This window comes from Bacillus xiamenensis, assembly GCF_000300535.1.
GTDB classification, from domain to species: Bacteria; Bacillota; Bacilli; order Bacillales; family Bacillaceae; genus Bacillus; species Bacillus xiamenensis.
Genome location: NZ_AMSH01000027.1, coordinates 1 through 18342, shown reverse-complemented (window position 1 = coordinate 18342; position 18342 = coordinate 1). Strand labels below are relative to the sequence as shown.

10 protein-coding genes and 2 pseudogenes are annotated in these 18342 nt (G+C 39.4%); 8 read left to right on the top strand and 4 right to left on the bottom strand.

The window, feature by feature from the left end; genetic code table 11:
* Positions 1–4: 4 nt before the first annotated feature.
* The 5 genes from BA1_RS10190 (at position 5) to BA1_RS10170 (ending at position 5790) form a co-directional block, all read left to right on the top strand.
* Positions 5–1153, top strand: coding sequence for an ABC transporter permease (locus BA1_RS10190; protein ID WP_237739212.1), 1149 nt, complete (start codon positions 5–7; stop codon positions 1151–1153).
* On the top strand, positions 1146–2267 hold the full coding sequence (locus tag BA1_RS10185; RefSeq protein ID WP_008358478.1) for an ABC transporter permease: 1122 nt from the start codon (positions 1146–1148) through the stop codon (positions 2265–2267). The genes BA1_RS10190 and BA1_RS10185 overlap by 8 nt, the downstream gene beginning before the upstream one ends.
* A gap of 70 nt (positions 2268–2337) precedes the next feature.
* On the top strand, positions 2338–3087 hold the full coding sequence (locus BA1_RS10180; RefSeq protein WP_008358476.1) for a glucose 1-dehydrogenase: 750 nt from the start codon (positions 2338–2340) through the stop codon (positions 3085–3087).
* A 371-nt stretch (positions 3088–3458) separates the two neighbouring features.
* Positions 3459–4679 (top strand): MFS transporter, encoded by a 1221-nt coding sequence (locus tag BA1_RS10175; protein ID WP_008358474.1) that lies wholly within the window; start codon positions 3459–3461, stop codon positions 4677–4679.
* Between the two features lie 70 nt (positions 4680–4749).
* Positions 4750–5790 carry a 2,3-butanediol dehydrogenase gene (locus BA1_RS10170; RefSeq protein ID WP_008358472.1) on the top strand — a complete coding sequence of 347 codons (1041 nt, stop codon included), beginning with the start codon at positions 4750–4752 and terminating at the stop codon, positions 5788–5790.
* Positions 5791–5831: 41 nt separating this feature from the next.
* On the opposite strand, the gene BA1_RS10165 is transcribed toward BA1_RS10170, so the two are convergent.
* The 4 genes from BA1_RS10165 to BA1_RS10150 are packed head-to-tail and all read right to left on the bottom strand — an operon-like array spanning position 5832 to position 8898.
* A complete protein-coding gene (locus tag BA1_RS10165) occupies positions 5832–6545 on the bottom strand; it encodes an amino acid ABC transporter permease (RefSeq protein ID WP_008358470.1) in 714 nt (237 codons plus the stop codon).
* A gap of 12 nt (positions 6546–6557) precedes the next feature.
* Positions 6558–7256: an amino acid ABC transporter permease gene (locus tag BA1_RS10160; RefSeq protein ID WP_008358467.1), complete on the bottom strand. Its 699-nt coding sequence runs from the start codon at positions 7254–7256 to the stop codon at positions 6558–6560.
* The gene (locus tag BA1_RS10155) at positions 7253–8113 is read right to left on the bottom strand and encodes an amino acid ABC transporter substrate-binding protein (RefSeq protein WP_008358466.1); all 861 of its coding nucleotides are present in this window, start codon (positions 8111–8113) and stop codon (positions 7253–7255) included. Before BA1_RS10155 ends, BA1_RS10160 begins: the two co-directional genes overlap by 4 nt.
* Positions 8110–8898, bottom strand: a complete 789-nt coding sequence (locus BA1_RS10150; RefSeq protein WP_082194741.1) for an amino acid ABC transporter ATP-binding protein — start codon at positions 8896–8898, stop codon at positions 8110–8112. Before BA1_RS10150 ends, BA1_RS10155 begins: the two co-directional genes overlap by 4 nt.
* 120 nt (positions 8899–9018) lie before the next feature.
* Between BA1_RS10150 and BA1_RS10145 the strand changes: the two genes are divergently transcribed.
* The 3 genes and pseudogenes from BA1_RS10145 (at position 9019) to BA1_RS10135 (ending at position 18239) form a co-directional block, all read left to right on the top strand.
* Positions 9019–10176, top strand: a complete 1158-nt coding sequence (locus BA1_RS10145) for an acyl-CoA dehydrogenase family protein (RefSeq protein ID WP_008358462.1) — start codon at positions 9019–9021, stop codon at positions 10174–10176.
* 305 nt (positions 10177–10481) lie between these two features.
* Positions 10482–11086: pseudogene (gene blaOXA / locus BA1_RS10140) on the top strand (class D beta-lactamase); the annotation flags it as partial.
* Between the two features lie 169 nt (positions 11087–11255).
* Positions 11256–18239 (top strand): annotated as a pseudogene (locus BA1_RS10135) (DNRLRE domain-containing protein).
* Positions 18240–18342: the final 103 nt, after the last annotated feature.

Below are 18342 nucleotides of genomic sequence, written 5' to 3'. Positions count from 1 at the left end.
TGTATTGAAAGATTTACTATTATTTTTTAGAGATAAAAAAAGCTTTTTTACCCTTTTTTTTATGCCTATCATTTTGATCGCTATATTAGGTGCGGCATTTGGAGATAGCATGAATGAAAATAGTGAGGTCAGTATCAACTCATTTCGTGTAGGGATCACGGATCAAGATGGGTCAACTACAAGTAAACTGTTTATATCGACTTTGTCTAAAAGTGAGCTAAGTGAAATCATTAATGTAAAGCTACTGTCAAAGGATCAACTAGAGAAAGATTTAAAAAGTAGAGTGATCGAAATGGGGATCATGATCAAGCCGAATTTTGAAAAAAGCTTAATCAAACATGACAATGTACAATTAAATATTTTAAAAGGCCCAAATTCAACATTACAGGAAATGGTTCTAGAGAATGTGGTTCTACAATTCTCACAAAACTATGAAATGAATCGTATTCTCATGCCGTTGAATCAGGGGAAAGAATTAGAGAGTGTATCTCATCAATTGAAAAAAGAACTAATAACTGAGAGAAATATTCATAAAAACAGCCAGCCGATTACATCCTTCCAATACTACGCAGGCGGGATGGGTGTGCTCTTTTTATTAATGACGGTTGTTTTCTTAGTTGGCAGTATGATAGAGGAAAAAGAGGAAGATGTCTATAAAAGGCTGCTTGTATCAAATTTAAGCAATACTAGTTATATCGTTGGAAAGTTATTGGGTATTCTTTTAATGAGTATGATTCAGCTTTCGCTCATCATTTTATTTACTAGTGTTGTCTTTAAGGTCAACTGGGGAGATCCATTTACCGTCGTCATGATTGGATGTAGCTTTATATTAAATGCTGCTGGATTCGGTGTAATGATAGGTTCTTTTATAAAAAGAGAAAAAACGTTCAACAGTGTAGGCATTTTAGGGACACAAGTATTAGCTGCTTTAGGTGGGAGTATGGTTCCCTTGTACTTATTTCCACAGTGGTTAATCAACACCAGCTATTTTTTACCGAATTCTCTTGCTCTTCAAATGTTTTTAAAGAGTATGGCAGGTGCTGATTTTCATGAAATTCAAAGTGGTTTTTTGCTTAGCTGTGGGATGGGATTAGTTTTTTTCATCTTTGCTCTACTAAGAATGTCTTTTGAAAGGAAGCATCATTATGTATAAAATGCTAGCGATCATTTCTCTAAAGTTAAAAGAAACGCTAAAGTCCCCATTGACCCTCATCTTTTTATTTACAATGCCAATTGTCTTTAGCTTTATCTTTGGTAGCACGGCATCAGATACAAAGAAACCCACAGTTGCTTTTGTTCAAGAGTCCAGTCAAGGTGAACTGAATCAAGAAATTTTTCGAATTCTCGAAAAGAACACGAAATTCCTTTGGATAAAGGTGTCTGAAAGTGAAGCAAAAGAATTAGTATCTGATGAAAAAGCAGTTGCATCGGTGAAAGTCACCAATCAATTAAAGTCCCATTTAAAAGAAAATAAAGAGATTTTTGATGTGACAGTTTATAAGAAAACAGAGGAATACGCGGTTTTATCTCCGTATTTAAAAGAGACAGCGGCCCACATATATCAAATCAATCAAGCTGTGAAAGAGCAGAAAAGTGTTTCGCTGATCAAGACACTGAAAAAAATAAATGCGTCTGGCATCATTTCAATGATTGAAGAAAATCTAGATGGTCAAGCAAGTGAGCAGCCAAATTTAATCCCGCTTGGATTTACCATCATGTTTATGATGTTTGCAATCTCGAGCTCGGTGTCGTCTATTCATTTGGAATATAAAGATTATACATGGCAAAGATTGCTGTCGAGTCCTATTCATAAAATATATGTGCTGCTCGGTTATTTCATTGCGTATTTCCTGCTCTGCTGGATACAATTAGGCGTTTTATTGACCGTCTTATCTGTGTTCTTCAATGTGTACTTAGGCAACTTCATACTTATTTTATTGTTTGGGTCATTCGTTATTGGTCTTGTAGTAAGTTTAGGATTTATGATCGCTGCTTTATCTCAAACAAAAAAACAAACTGAAATCTTTAGTGCAATTGTGATAGTGGGAACATGCATGTTAGGCGGTATTTATTGGCCTTTGGATATTGTTCCAGACATCATGAAAAAAATATCGATGGCTATTCCACAAACATGGATGATGTCTGGTTTTGGTGAAATCATGAGCGGCAATGTCAATCATTCAATTTTACTGCTGGATACGATAGTTTTAATTGGTTTTACCATTGTTTTTATGATCATTGGTTTAAAAAGTATTAGATCATATTGATCGGTACATTTGATTCCAACAAAATGGTATGATAGACGACATCATCTCATGTAGAAAGGTTGGATAAACAATGAACTTTCACAATAAAACAATCATCATCACTGGCGCAGCCAATGGAATTGGTGAATCGATCGCGTATGGCTATGCGAAAGAAGGGGCGCGTGTCGTGCTTGCGGATATTGATGAAGAAAAAGGGAAGCGCTTGGAGGAGCAGTTGAAAAAAGAGTCCTTTGTGGCCTTTTTTCAAAGAACGGATGTGAAACAAGAGAAGGATATTCAAGATTTAATGTTGTCTGCTGTGGAGCGTTATAAAACGATCGATATCCTCATCAATAATGCTGGGGTCATGTGTACAAAATCCCCTTATGAACTAACGGTCGATGAGTTTGATCATGTGTTACATACGAATCTAAGAGGTGCTTTTTTATGTGCAAGAGAAGCGGCACGTTATATGAAAGTAAATCAAACAGGCGGTTCCATTGTGAATATTTCATCGACTCGTGCGATCATGTCAGAACCTCATACAGAAGCATATGCAGCATCAAAAGGCGGGATATCAGCGCTTACTCATGCTCTGGCGGCTTCCTTTAGTCAGGATTCCATTACTGTGAATAGTATTTCCCCTGGGTGGATTGAAACGAAAGATGAGAAAAATCTTCGGGAGATCGATCATCAGCAGCATTTTTCAAATCGAGTCGGAACGCCAAAGGATATTGTCAAAGCTTGTTTTTATTTAACTGATGAAGACAATCAATTTGTGACAGGGACAGATGTAGTCGTTGATGGAGGCATGACAAGAAAGATGATTTATGCTGATTAAATATGGAAAAACATTGACGCGTTGATCGAGCCGCTGTATAATATGTAACAATTCAACTGAAGATCGTATAAAAAAGGAAAAGCGCAAATAGAGAAGAGTACGTAATGGCTACCTGCACAGAGAACTCCGTTCAGCTGAGAAGGAGCTTGGAAGCATTACGGAACCAAGCCTCTTAGCTCTGCATCGGATTCATTTTGATGGTGGTGCAGCGATATTCTCCCGTTACAGAGAAGGGTTAATCATAACCTGCTAAGGTTTATCTGGTAACAGATGAATGAACTGAGGTGGCAACGCGGAGTCAATCCCGTCCTCAAGACAGAAATGTCTTGGGGGCGGGATTTTTTTTGATGACAAATAGGGGGAACGTTACGATGAAAAAACATTGGCGAGATATGAGCATTTTACTTGGAGCGATTGGTATGGCGAACATAGGAGAATGGATATACATAATTGCTCTCCACCTACTGATTTTTCAGGAAACGGGCTCCGTTCTTGCTGTAACAGCCGTCTATCTGCTAAGGCCTGTCTCTGCTCTTTTAACAAATAGCTGGTCTGGCAGTTTGATTGACAGGCTGAATCAGCGTAATGTCATGATCAGTCTAGATGTATGTCGGGCCATTCTGATTGCATGTATTCCCATTGCCTTATTTTCAGGCCATTTATTGATCGTATACGTTATGTTGTTTCTCATACAGATGGCACACGCCATGTTTCATCCAGCGTCGATGGTATATATGACAGGACTGATCCCAGCGGATAACCGCAAACGATTTAATGCCATTCGGTCTTTATTACAATCGGGTGGATTTTTACTTGGACCCGCTGTAGCAGGGCTGCTTTTTCTGATCGGCACACCAGTCTTTTCAATTTATGTGAATGCGATCTGCCTTTTGATATCCGCTCTTTTGACAATGTGTTTACCGATTTTGTCAAAAACAAACGAGGCACAAAAGGAGTTTTCCCTTTCCATATTAAAGGAGGATGCAGCACTTGTTCTTCGTTTCAGTCTCACATCTCGCCAAGTGATGGCGGTGTATTTATTATTCAGTGCCGCTATCATGGTGTTGCCTACTGCTATTGACTCACTTGAAACAGCTTTTGCAAAAGAAGTGTTGATGCTGACCAATACCGAATATGGATTTCTTGTCAGTATGGCAGGAGCAGGGATTATCGCAGGGGCATGTCTCAATACGGTCATTGTCGAAAGGCTGCCTGTTTCTATTATGCTTGGTGCGGGAAGTTTGTTTGTGGCTTTTGGTTACTTGATCTATGCTTTTTCTAGCACATTGACTGCAGCAGCAGTTGGCTTTTTTGTTCTCGCTTTCTTTTTAGCATTTGCAAACACCGGTTTTATGACTTTTTATCAAACGAATATCCCGGTAGAGGTCATGGGGAGAGTGGCAAGTTTTTATGCGTTATGTGAAGCTGTTCTGACGATGATGATGACAGGAATATGCGGCGTATTGGCGCATGTGTTATCGATACGTACTTCTGTCATAATTGGCTGCCTATGTATGCTTCTTATTTGTCTATTGCTATGTTTTGTCATTTTTCGTCCATTGACTGTCAAAAAAATAGTGCATCTTTCTTAGAAAATTTTAAAAATTATGTTATCATTATTTAAGTAAGTTAATTAAAAAAAAGAGAAAAGGAGTCTTACAAATGAAAGCACTACGCTGGCACGATCAAAAGGACATTCGACTAGAGGAAATTGACGAACCAACAGTTGCTCCAGGAAAAGTGAAGCTTAAAGTAAAATGGTGCGGCATTTGTGGTAGTGATTTACATGAATATTTAGGAGGGCCTATCTTCATTCCGGTCAATGAACCTCATCCACTGACAAAAGAAAAAGCACCTGTGACACTTGGTCATGAGTTTTCAGGTGAGGTTGTTGAGGTAGGAGAAGGTGTGAGCGATTACAAAGTAGGTGATCGAGTCGTTGTAGAACCTATTTTTGCAACTCACGGGCATCAAGGTGCCTACAACTTAGATGAAAACTTGGGATTTTTAGGACTTGCCGGTGGCGGCGGTGGATTCTCTGAATATGTATCAGTCGATGAAGAATTACTTCATTTATTGCCAGACGAAATCTCATATGAACAAGGTGCACTCGTAGAACCTGCTGCAGTTGCTTTATATGCCGTTCGTTCTAGTAAACTAAAAGCTGGGGATACAGCGGCTGTGTTTGGCTGCGGACCAATTGGCTTACTTGTCATTGAAGCGCTGAAAGCGGCTGGTGCTACAGATATTTATGCAGTGGAATTATCAAAAGAGCGCCAAGAAAAAGCAAAAGAGCTTGGAGCGATCATTGTAGATCCTTCTCAATATGAAGATGTTGTTCAAGAAATCGCCCGCCGTACAAACGGTGGAGTCGATGTTTCTTTTGAAGTGACAGGTGTACCTGTTGTATTGAAGCAAGCCATCCAATCAACTAGAATTTCAGGTGAAACGGTCATTGTGAGTATTTGGGAGCAAGGTGCAGAAATTCTGCCGAATGACATTGTCATTAAAGAACGGACAATCAAAGGCATCATTGGCTATAGAAATATCTTCCCATCTGTATTAAACCTAATGAGAAAAGGCTATTTCTCTGCGGATACACTCGTCACGAAAAAAATCAAGCTGGACGATGTGATCGAGGAAGGCTTCCATGCATTAATCAATGAAAAAGATCAAGTGAAAATTTTAGTCAGTGCTGAATAAGTAGGACGACAAAGAGAAGGGCATCTGCCATTCTCTTTTTTTTAACGTCCAAGAGATTTTCCGTACACGCTGACTCGTTTCTCTAACAAAGCAAAAGCGAGTTCAAAGAAAATACTAAGCATCCAATAGATCAAAGCAGAGACAAGATACGTTTCTAAAAACTTGTAGCCATCATTTGCAATGATGCGAGAGATTCCCATGATTTCCAGTACACCAATTGTAAACGAAAGGGATGTGGCTTTTAACAGCTGAATGAGCTGATTTCCTAGGTTTGGCAGGGCAACCACAAACGCTTGCGGTAAAATAATGCGAATCATCGCCTGTCTGGTGGTCATGCCAACGATTTTTGCCGCTTCAAGCTGCCCTCTGTCTACTGCAAGAAGTGCGCTTCGGACCACTTCTGTTAAATGTGCGGCTGAATGCAGGCTGAAGGTGATAAGGGCAACGGTAAGCGGGGAGACCATATCCGGGTGAAAGGTCAACCCAAAAGTGCTATTTATTTTGGTCAGAACAAATGGAATGCCATAAAAGAAAGCAAACAACTGAACAATGAGAGGTGTTCCTCTAAAAAATGAGACATAGAGTGTGACCAGCTGGCGGAGCACAGGGATACGAAAGAGGCGAATGAAAGCAAAAACAGATCCAATCAAAAGGCTCACAGCCATAGAAACAAGTGCAATCAATAAGGTAAAGGGAACGCCTTTTAGAATATGTGGTATTTGGTCAATCGCAAATGATATATCAATGGTTTGCATCAAATCGCCTCCTTAGCGTGACAGGCTGGTGCGGCCTTTCACAAACTTTCTTTCCAGTAGCATCGTGATCAGTTCAATACTGATGCAAATCAGCCAATACACAATTGCAATGATGACGTACACTTCAAACATCCCTATCCCGTAGTTATTGCCTAGGATGATTTTGACCTGTCCCATCATATCAATGAGTCCGATTGTAAATGCAATGGCGGTATCTTTTACGAGATCAATGGTGTAATTTCCGAGGTTCGGAAGTGCAATGAGAAAGGCTTGCGGAATAATGATCCTCATTAATGCCTGCGTATCTGTCATCCCAACAATGTAAGCTGCTTCAAGCTGATCTCTCCCCACAGAGGAATAGGCACTGCGAAAGACTTCAGATAAATAAGCGCCCGTATGTAAAGAGAATGTGATCATGACAAATAACACACGATCCCAATGATTGATTTGAATACCGGCCATGAGTAAAAGCTGAGGTAGGCCAAAATAAATCAGAAATAACTGAACAATGAGCGGCGTACTTCGTGTAAATGACAAATAAATGACCGCCAATTGTTTCAGCACTGGCATTTGTTTGATTCGAATACAGGCAAATAGCAATCCGATGATGATGGCAAAAAACAAAGACACCACAATCATAAGAAATGTGAGTGGCAGACGATCAACCACCTGTAAAAAGATGCTCAGCCAATCTCCAGCTGTAAACGTCATGGCGCTTCCTTCCTTTCTTCATATTGATAGCCTTGCTCTGATATATAGTCAATATCTTGAAAGAAATCAACGCCAAACCATTTCTTCGCAAGGTCAGGTAATGTTCCATCTTCGATCATCTCTTGTGTCACTCGGTCCAATTCTGATGCTAGTTTCTTTTGACTAGGCTGTAAGACAAGATAAATAGGTTCCTTTGAGACAATACCGCCCACTTTGACTTTCAGGTGAAGATGTTTTTGAATCGTATCAAAGGTCGAAATATTCATAAAAGCCGCATCGGATCGTCCGCTTTCGACTCGTTTTAAATTGAGTTCGTTTGAAGGACTTTCAATGGTGGTGAGCGGAATTTTTGGATCATTTTCTTCATTATATTGATTTAATATGGAACGAAGGCCGCCGCTAGGACTGACGGGGGCGAGCTTTTTTGATGTCATATCGTCAAGAGATTGAATATCTTGCTCTGATTCATTCACAATTAAGCCTGTCATCGAATAGCCGTATGGAACCTTAGGATAGAGAAAACGTTTTTCGCGTTCAGGATTACTGAAAAACCAATTAGCCGCCATTTCAAATTTCCCAGCGCCAATCCCAATTAAATTGGATTCTTCCTCGCCAAAGATATAATCAAAATGAACGTGTGGCAAACGTTTCTCGACTTCATTTAAATAATCGATGTTATAGCCAATCGGCTCGTTTTGGTCATTTGTGGCTAAAAAAGGCGGATTGACTTCTGCGCTTAGTACGACTTTGACAATTTGTCTGCCATCATCTGTTGTTGTTTTCACACTACTGCAGCCAATGAGTGAGAGGAGAAACAGAAGAATACTAGCGGAAGTGAATAAAGTCTTGCGCTTCATCTGTCTTCCTCCGTTCCTTGCCACATCCCGCGATGAATTCTTGATAAAAATTGTTTCGTCCGTTCATGCTGAGGCTTCATCAAGACGTCTTCTGGTGAGCCTTTTTCAACGATTTCCCCATCTGCCATAAAGATCACTGTATCCGCTACATCCTTTGCAAACGAAATTTCATGCGTCACAATGACCATCGTCATTCCTTGGCTCGCAATATCTTTCATCATTTCAAGGATTTCTCCGACCATCTCTGGGTCCAGCGCGGACGTCGGCTCATCAAATAAAAGCACCGCAGGATTCATGGCAAGAGCACGCGCAATTCCGATTCGCTGCTGTTGACCGCCGGATAATTCGCTTGGAAATGCTTCTTTTTTATGAAGTAGCCCAATTCGCGTTAACAATTGCTCTCCGATTTTTTCTGCCTCTTTTTTAGACATGTTTTGAGACACAATCAATCCTTCTGTGATGTTTTCAAGTGCTCGTTTATTTTGAAACAAGTGATAATGCTGGAATACCATAGACGATTGCTGTCTGAGTTTTAGAAGATCTTTTTTTCGATATTGTTCAAATTGAATCGTGGCTTCTCCAACTGTCAGCGTTCCTTTGTCTGGGATATCAAGGCTGTTTAAACTGCGAAGAAGTGTTGTTTTTCCTGATCCGCTCGGTCCAATAATGGCGACCACTTCACCTTCTTGTACGGTGAAATTAATTCCTTTTAACACATGAGTTGACCCATAGGATTTATGTAGATTAGTAGCAGAAATCATAAAAGCATCACGTTCCTTTGACATATGTACTTAATATTGATAAAATTTAACACATTAAATCCTATAAGTAAAGTGTGTTTTAATAATACCTATTGGATAAATCGGATAAGATAGATTGCGAGAAACAGAGGAGCTGGATATGTTTTGTCTAAAGCATTATTTGTCGATACAGATTTTCAAAAAAATTGGCTAAATCAACTAGAATCCCTTCGTGAGACGATCGAACAATCTGCAAAAGAACATGATGAGGGTGCCTATTTTCCTAAACAAAATATCGAATCATTAGTAGAACTGGGCTATACAACGTTGTCTCTGCCTGTTGAGTACGGGGGCGGGGGTCAATCTGTAAAGGATATGGTCCTTTTTCAAGAAACGCTAGGAAGTATGGATGGAGCAACTGCCTTATCGATCGGCTGGCATCAAGGAGTTGTTGGTGAAATTTATGAAAAGAAACTATGGAATGAGAAGCAGCTGCAATTTTTTGCTGAAGAAATCAAGAATGGGGCTCTTGTGAACCGGGCCGTCAGTGAGGCGCAGACAGGGAGTCCAACAAGAGGAGGCAAACCTGGAACAACTGCAACGAAATCAGGAGATCATTGGGTGATCAATGGCCGGAAAATATTCACAACGATGTCACCAGCACTCACATACTTTCTCGTCGGTGTATGGATCGAAGAAAAAGAAGCGATGGGCTTCTTCTTAATTCACCGTGATACAAAAGGTGTTTCTATAGAAGAAACGTGGGATGTTGTTGGCATGAGAGGAACAGAGAGCCATGATTTAATTCTAGATCAAGTGGAAGTCCCAGATGACATGTTGGTTGAAGTGCAAAAAGGACCTCGGGGCGGTACGCTGAATCCTTGGATCGCACATATCCCTTCCTGTTATTTAGGGATTGCGCAAGCGGCAAGAGACTATGCTGTTCAGTATGCCATCACCCATTCACCGAACAGTATTAGCGGAACGATTAGCGAACTGCCAAATGTCCAAACACTGATTGGCGAAATTGATTTACTACTAAAGCAAGCACGCCATGTCATCTATTCAACGACAACATTGTATGAGCAGCCAGAGAAAAGAGAGCTGTTAATCAATGAATTCGGTGCTGTGAAGCATACAGTCGTCAATCATAGTCTGCAAGTGGTCGATAAAGCCATGCGTTTAGTCGGTGCAAAAAGCTTAAGCCTTAGCTGCCCGCTTCAACGTTACTATCGAGACATTCGTGCTGGCCTTCATAACCCCCCAATGGACGATATGACGATTTCAAAAATTGCAAAGCAAGCGATTGAAGAGAAAAAATGAACGTACAATAAACAGAAAGCCGGATAAAACCGGCTTTTTTGATTGAAAAAGAGGACGAGCGGCTCTTATTTCTGATCAGTCAGCATGCTAGAATCGATTGCAATCATGAGCAAAGAGAGTGATTGTTTGCAAAAAAAGAAGATGAAATGGCTGATTGCTGGCGTGATGCTTGCAGCACTTTGTATGAGCAAGCCTGCATCAAGTGAAGGAACATCTCCAAAATAGTCCGTCGATGAATTCATGAAAGAGCGGGAAGGCACATTTTGATTCAAGAAGTAAAAGAAAAATTACCTTGGGTGTATAACTATAACAAAAAAAGAGCGAAACAGCGCTTTGCACCACAATCAACGTTTAAAATAGCAAATGCCTTAATCGAACTTCAAACTGGCGCAGTTAAAGATGAATACGATTTCAAATATTGGGACGGAGTAAAAAGAGAGAGTGATAACTGGAATAAGGACCATACACTGGTCTCTGCATGAGAGATTCAGTCGTCTGGTATTATCAAGCCATGGCGCGTGACATCGGGGAAGAACGCATGAGCCATTGGATAAACGCCATTCATTATGGGAATCAAGACATATCTGGCGGAATCGATCAATTTTGGCTAAGCAGTACGTTGCGCATTTCTCCAGTAGAACAAGTCCATTTCCTTAAACAGCTATATGAAGAAAGTCTCCCATTTGACCTATTGGTTATGAGAACCGTCAAACGAATGATGATACAAGAAGAAGAGAAACACGCCACGCTATACGGAAAAACAGGCTCCGGATCAGGAATCGGCTGGTACGCAGGCTTCATCAAAAAGGAAAACAAAACCTACATCTTCGCCACAAATATAGAAGGCACCGGACTAGAAGCAAAAGAAATCACCTATCGTATTTTGAATTTGGTAGAAGCATCCGTTTAGGGTGCTTTTTTTATGAGTGAATTTGGGTATATATTGATAAAAAGATGATACTTGGGTTAGTTTGAAAGAATGGTATATTTCTAGAAAAATATTGAAACATGATTTTGAATATATTATGATATATGACATATTGTTACAAATGTTACAAATATATGATAAGGAGACCGATATGAATCTAAAAAGAAAAGTAAATTGGAAAAGAAATATTGCAGCGCTTCTAGCCTTTGTGATGCTTATATCAATGCTACCTTCTGACATTTTTGCAGAAGAACATGTAGAAAATACAAAATCAAGTCCTAACAGCATGCAAGAAACAGACGATTCAAAGACCCTTGAAATGGCAGGGATTGATGAAGCTGAAATTGGAAAAGACGGAGAAGTTCTTTCGGAAAGAACAGAAAATAGCAAACTTTTCTATGAAGGAGAGGGGGTATTTACGCAAGAAGTATATCCTGACCCAATTCATATAAAAGAGTCACCAGGTGCTGAGTGGGAGGACATCTCTCCAGAGTTAAAGTCAACTTCGAAAAAAGAAATAGAAACGGAAAATGCAAGGTTGGATTCAACCTTTCAAAAACAAATGAAGCAAGGGCTCTATGCTACATTCGAACATAAGAAGCATCAAATTGAATTTTCAATTTTAAAAGCTTCAGGAACAAACAAATCAGAAATTCGTTCCAAAGATCCCTCTGCACAATTTACAGAGAACACCAACGAACTTACATACGAAGAGGTATTTCCACATATTGATTTACGATCATTTACTTTTAATGAAAATATCAAAGAAGATATTGTACTCAAACGATATGATGGCTACAATTCTTTTACATTTAAAATAAAGACAGATCTAACTGGAGAAATTGAGGAAGATGGTTCTATTAGATTTTTTGATCAGAAAAAACAGACCATTTTTCAAGTTCCAAAACCGTTTATGACCGATTCAAATCTAGATGAAAAGTCAGGCGAAGTGGCTCGATCAGAAGATGTGAGCTTTGAATTGCAAAAAGAAGATGATGGCTATTTACTTCGTGTAACTGCTGATGAGAAATGGCTCAAGGACCCTGAACGAGTTTATCCTGTGTCTATCGATCCATCGACTTCTTTATCTGTTTCATCAGACACATTCATTATGAGTGCATACCCAACAACAAACTATTCAACTTCTACGCAAAAATGGGATGCTAATCTAAAAAGTTATGTACTGAAAACCGGTTATTATGACAAAACAACTGGTACAAACTACGCATTCATGAAGTTTAATTCATTTAAACCGATTCAAAATATGAATGTAACAAAAGCGACGCTCAAAGCGTATGTTGCTCATTCATATTACGGAACGAAGGCAACGGGTCTTTGGCTGGATACAGTGAATGCAAACTATGATCATACAAAACTAACATGGAACAATAAACCAAGTTCCAAAAACATCGGTAAAGCCAACGTATATAAAGGACAATGGGCCACCTATGATGTGACATCGACCATTAAAGCTTGGAATAGCGGAACAGCTAACTATGGATTTAAATTACATGCAAATGGAAATGGACAAGACCATTGGAAAAAAATAATTTCATCAACAAACTCTACCAATAAACCAGTCATTGAAGTAACGTATACAATTCCACAAGCAAATGCCCCAACTGTAAAAGGTTTTAGTAATGGAAATGGTACAGGTTACTTAAATTTAAGTTGGAAAAAGGTGTCTGGCGCAAAAGGCTACAAAGTGTGGATATATAACGGAAAAGAGTATGAAGCCATTTCAGTTGGGAATGTGGCGTCATGGAGTACAAAAGGAAAGAATATATGGCCGACAGCGAGCGAGATTGCCGCAAAAAAATATAAACTCCATTTAGATGGAAAAGGTGGGACTTAATTAGCAGTTGATCCTTCTCCAGTTTATAAAAACTCAGGCGGCAATTATGCGACAAGTAAAAATTATTGGGTAGCTGTAAGTGCGATATTTGACCAAGGTGAAGGTGCTATGTCGGCAAAAGTAAAACCTGTTGTGCCGAATGTGGCTAGAGCAAAAGCACCTAGTACAAAAGGTTTCAATAATAATAACGCAACAGGTTACTTTGATCTCTCTTGGAATCCAGTTTCTGGTGCAACCGGATATAAAATTCAAATGTTTAACGGAAAAAGCTATGAGACATTGGATCTCGGAAATCAAACATCTTGGTCAACAAAAGGGAAAAAAGTCTGGCCGACAGCTGCTGAGATTAAAGCAGGTAAATATGCATTGCACCTGCAAGATGGAAAAGGTGCAGAGCTTCCAATTCATCCTGGTGCGACTTATAAAAATGCTGGAGGAGATGCGTCTCAAAAACATTATTCCTTCAGAGTGATTGCCTACAATAAAGATGGAGAAGCCATTGCTTCGCCGCCAGCTGGACCAACTTTACCTGATCTATCTAGACCGAAAGCTTTATCTGGATATGCTTATACCAATACAAAAGAGAGCCAAACGGGTTACATCAATTTACATTGGGACAAAGTGAAAAATGCAAAAGGGTATAAAATCAATATCTATAATGGTAAGGCATATCAATCATTTGATGTGGGTGATGTCGATCATTGGACGACACAAAACAAGAACATCTGGCCAACTCCTGATGAAATTAAAAATGGAAAATATGTACTCCATACTGATGGTAAGGGAGGGGAACTAGCACTAGATCCTTCACCCGTATATGAAAATGCGAATGGAAATTACAAAGGACGCAAGAACTACTCCTTTACTCTTTCCGCCTACGATGCAAATGGAGAAACCATTCCGACACCAGCCTTTAACCCGACATTCCATGAAGGTGTAGAATTCCTTGGAACAGAGGATTATTGGTCGATTATTGATATACCAGACGGCCAGCTCAATGGTGCAACTGGTAATATGATTGTCAGTGAAGAAGAAATGTCGATTGATGGAAGAGGACCGGGACTAGGAATTGGCAGAACGTACAACAGTTTAGATGCAGCTGACCATCTGTTTGGTCAAGGGTGGTACGCAGATGTAGAAACAAGCATCACGCCAACAAAAGAAGGTGCCATCTATCTTGATGAGGACGCCACAACTCATGTTTTTACAAAAAAAGCAGATGGTACGTATCAACCACCAACAGGTATTTTCCTTGAATTAACGGAATCAAAAGATGAATACATGTTAAAAACGAAGGATCAAACCTTTGCGCACTTTAGTAAAAATGGTGGGAAGATCACCAAGATTGTAGATGGACATAAAAATACAACGACATACGAATATAACGAAAACAATCAGCTCACATCAATAGAAGATGCATCTGGACGAAAAATAACAATCGAATATGATGCAGATGGTCATATCATCTCGGTTCAAGGACCAAAAGGGAAAAAGCTTTCATATGAGTACGATGCAGGTCTACTAGTGAAAGTCATTGACTCAGATGGAACGAGCATCTCGTATGAATACGACAAAGAAGGCAAATTGATTAAACAATTCTCTCAAAACAGCACAGAAGATCAGCCTGTTTTTACAGAATACCAATATGAAAATCACCGTTTAGTCAAAGCAATCAATGCCAAAAAAGAAACCTTTGAGTATGCATATGATATGTCTAAAAAGACACTCATGCTAACGCAGCCAAACGGCCGAAAAATACAGTATACGTACAACGAAGCAGCTAATCCAATTCAAGTAGTAGATGATGCGGAAGGGCTTAAAATCACCACTAAAACGAAATATGAAGGCAACCAAATCGTAGAAGAAACTGACCCCAATGATGTAGAAAAAGGAAAAGCTACAGAAAGCTATTCGTATGACAAAAATGGCAACGTCATTCAGGCAAAGGATGCTTACGGCACAGAAACCTACGAATATAACAAAAACAATGACGTCACTAAAGTGAAAGATACAGAAGGAGATATCACAGATATCGCCTACGATGGGTTAGATGCTGTATCTGAAACGGATCAAAGTGGAAATATGTCTTCAGCAAGTATTTATGATTCTTACGGGAATTTGGTACAAACGAGTAAAGAACTTGCTGCAGCTGCGAGTATATTAAAAAATGGTAGCTTTGAAGATACGTTAACTGGCTGGAAGCTTACAGCATCTAAGGATGATGGGAAGTTAGCGCAAACAGCTGGAAAAAGTGGTGCTTTGTCTGGTAGTAAAGTATTAGAGATCAGTTCACAATCGACAACTGAAGGAACTGAACTTGGCTATTCTTCGGCTACTCAAGAAGTGACACTAGAGCCAAATACAACGTATACACTTAGTGGAAAAATAAAGACTGAGCTAACGAAAGCGAGAGCATTTTTTAACATCGATTTAAGAGATACAAACAACAAGCGAATTCAATGGATCAGTAACGGCTACAGCACATTATCAGGCAAAAATGATTGGACAAAGCGTCAAGTCACGTTTACGACGCCATCTCATGCAGGTAAAGCTGTGATCTATATGGAAGTGGATCATCGAGATAAAGCTGGAAAAGGAAAAGCCTGGTTCGATGAGATTCAACTGGAAAAAGGCGAAGTTTCTTCAAGTTATAATCCAGTCAAAAATAATTCCTTTACGGATAAAACAACAGGTTGGAGTGGAACAGGTGGTTCATTAGATAATGAAGAAGGCTTTAACGATGACGTTTCGTTAAAAATGACTAGAACTTCTTCATCTCAAGCGAATGTCATCTATAAACAATCTGTCCCAATTGAGCAAAGTACGAATGATCAACCTGTGTATGTCACACTGACTGGGATGTCTAAGGCTGAAAATGTCAAAGTATCAAATGAAAATGATTACTCACTTCAAGCGTCCGTTACGTATACAGATGGCACAACAGGAACGTTTAATGCGAAATTCCCAACTGGTACACAAGAGTGGAACCGAGCGGCGGTTGTCATACCAAAAACAAAACCGTTGAAAAAAGTCGACGTTCAGATCGTTTTCCAAAAAAGCGCGACTGGAACGGCTTGGTTTGATGATATCCGCCTAGTAGAAGGTAGCCTGTTAACGAAAACCACTTACGACGAGAAGGGAAATTATGCTGTTAAAGAAGAGGATGAGCTTGGTTACTCATCTCAATCTACCTACGATGAAACGGGCAAAAAGCTTTCTGAAACAGATGCGAAAGGCGAAAAAACAACATTTGAATACGACCAAGCCGATCAGCTGAAGAAAATCACTTTATCTAACGGGACATCCATCGTGAGAACCTACGATAAAGAGGGAAATGAACGGTCGAAAACTATTCGTGCTGATTCAGATCAGACGTATCAATTTGAATACGACCTGATGGGTAAATTGACAAAAACGATTGATCCATTAGGGAATGTGTTGAAAAGTGAATATGATGCAAATAGCAACTTAATCAAAACCATTTCTGCCAATGGACATGAAGTTTCTCTCACGTATGATGGAACAGACAGAGTGAAATCAAAGTCATATAATGGAACAGAAAAATATCACTTTACCTATGATAAAAATGGAAACGAAACAACGGTAGTCAATAAAGAACAAAACACAACCAAAAATCGAACGTTTGACCAACAAAACCGTATGACAAAGTTAACGGAGCGAGGCAGTAGCCAAACTTGGACGTATCCAACCGATTCAGATAAACTGAAATCCTTTGAGTGGACACACGGAAATCAAAAAGGGACGAACCAATTCAGTTACAATAAGCTTGATCAAATGACGCAGATGAAGGATTCGAGTTCTACGTATTCGTTTGATTATGATGAAAATGGAAATGTTCAGTCCTTTATTACAGGTAACGGCAGTGGTGCTAGCTTTGCTTATGATGAGCGCAATTTAATTAATGATTTGCATATTGGAACAAACCAAGGCACAACGATCTTAAACGAAGCTTACGAATATGATCAAAATGGAAACAGAATAACGATTGATCAAGGAAGCAACGGGAAGATTCGTTATGAATATGGAAAATTAGATCAATTGATCAAAGAAACTCATCCAGATGGCACGGTCATTGAGTACACATATGATGGGTTTGGAAACAGAAAAACCGTCACGACTGAAAAAAATGGCACTAAAAAAACAATCAACGCATCATTCAACATCATGAACCAACTGACAAAGGTAAATGATGAGACTTTAACTTATGACAAAAATGGCAACCGAACGTCTGACGGACAATTCCTTTATGAATGGGATGCAGAAGATAACATTACAGCCATCACGAAAAAAGGGGAAGACAAGCCATTTGTCACTTACAAATATGATGAGCGTGGATATAGAATTCAAAAAACAGTGAATGGAAAAGTCACCAATTACTTTTATGACGGCGACAGCCTGAATGTTTTATACGAAACAGATGGAGACAACGAAGTCACAAAAACATACACATACGGTGAGAGTGGACAACTCCTTGCATTCACGCAAAACGGGAAAAAATATTTCTATCACTACAATGCACACGGTGATGTCATAGCCATCACAAATAGTGCAGGAAAAATCGTCGCTGAGTACGAATACGATACATGGGGCGTTCCAACAAAAGTAAAAGAAGATGAAGAAGTAAAAGGCAACCCATATCGCTATGCTGGTTACCGCTTCGACGAAGAAACAGGACTTTACTATTTAATCGCACGCTACTATGAACCAAGAAACGGCGTATTCCTATCACTTGACCCAGATCCAGGAAGCGATGGAGATTCACTAGATCAAAACGGATATACCTATGGAAACAACAACCCAGTCATGAATGTAGACCCAGACGGCCATTGGGTATGGTTAGTTGTCAATGCAGGATTTGCGGTATATGATGGATACAAAGCTTATAAATCGGGCAAGGGCTGGAAAGGCGCAGCTTTAGCAGCAGCATCTAATTTTGGACCAGGGAAGATATTTAAGGGTGCAAGCCGAATTTTAAAAGGTGCACATTCTGTATATACTTTAAGAAAAGGTAAAAAGGTCGTTTATGTAGGAAGAACAAAAAATGTTAAGAAAAGAAAAGCTGCACATAAAAAGAAACACGGTGATGCTTTCTTTAAAAAAGAAGAAAGTGGTTTAACCTATGCTGAAGCAAGGGGGTTAGAGCATCGTTTGTATCTACAACATGGTGGAAAGAAAAAGCTTCGAAATAAAATAAGACCAATTAGCAAAAAGAACAAAAAGTATAAATATTACTTGTCGGAATCAAGAAAATATAAATAAGGAGTGTGCTTTCAAATGGGTTTTTGGGAAGAAGAACATAAGAAAAAGAACATTATGATCGGTGATGACGGGTTAGATATTTTTGAAGAAGCGATCGAACAAT

What these genes read in the sequence shown, in the direction of transcription:
- BA1_RS10165 (WP_008358470.1), bottom strand. Translation starts at nt 6,545, where the DNA reads ATGCAAACCATTGATATATCATTTGCGATTGACCAAATACCACATATT.
- BA1_RS10160 (WP_008358467.1), bottom strand. Translation starts at nt 7,256, where the DNA reads ATGACGTTTACAGCTGGAGATTGGCTGAGCATCTTTTTACAGGTGGTT.
- BA1_RS10175 (WP_008358474.1), top strand. Translation starts at nt 3,459, where the DNA reads ATGAAAAAACATTGGCGAGATATGAGCATTTTACTTGGAGCGATTGGT.
- BA1_RS10185 (WP_008358478.1), top strand. Translation starts at nt 1,146, where the DNA reads ATGTATAAAATGCTAGCGATCATTTCTCTAAAGTTAAAAGAAACGCTA.
- BA1_RS10180 (WP_008358476.1), top strand. Translation starts at nt 2,338, where the DNA reads ATGAACTTTCACAATAAAACAATCATCATCACTGGCGCAGCCAATGGA.
- BA1_RS10170 (WP_008358472.1), top strand. Translation starts at nt 4,750, where the DNA reads ATGAAAGCACTACGCTGGCACGATCAAAAGGACATTCGACTAGAGGAA.
- BA1_RS10155 (WP_008358466.1), bottom strand. Translation starts at nt 8,113, where the DNA reads ATGAAGCGCAAGACTTTATTCACTTCCGCTAGTATTCTTCTGTTTCTC.
- BA1_RS10150 (WP_082194741.1), bottom strand. Translation starts at nt 8,898, where the DNA reads ATGTCAAAGGAACGTGATGCTTTTATGATTTCTGCTACTAATCTACAT.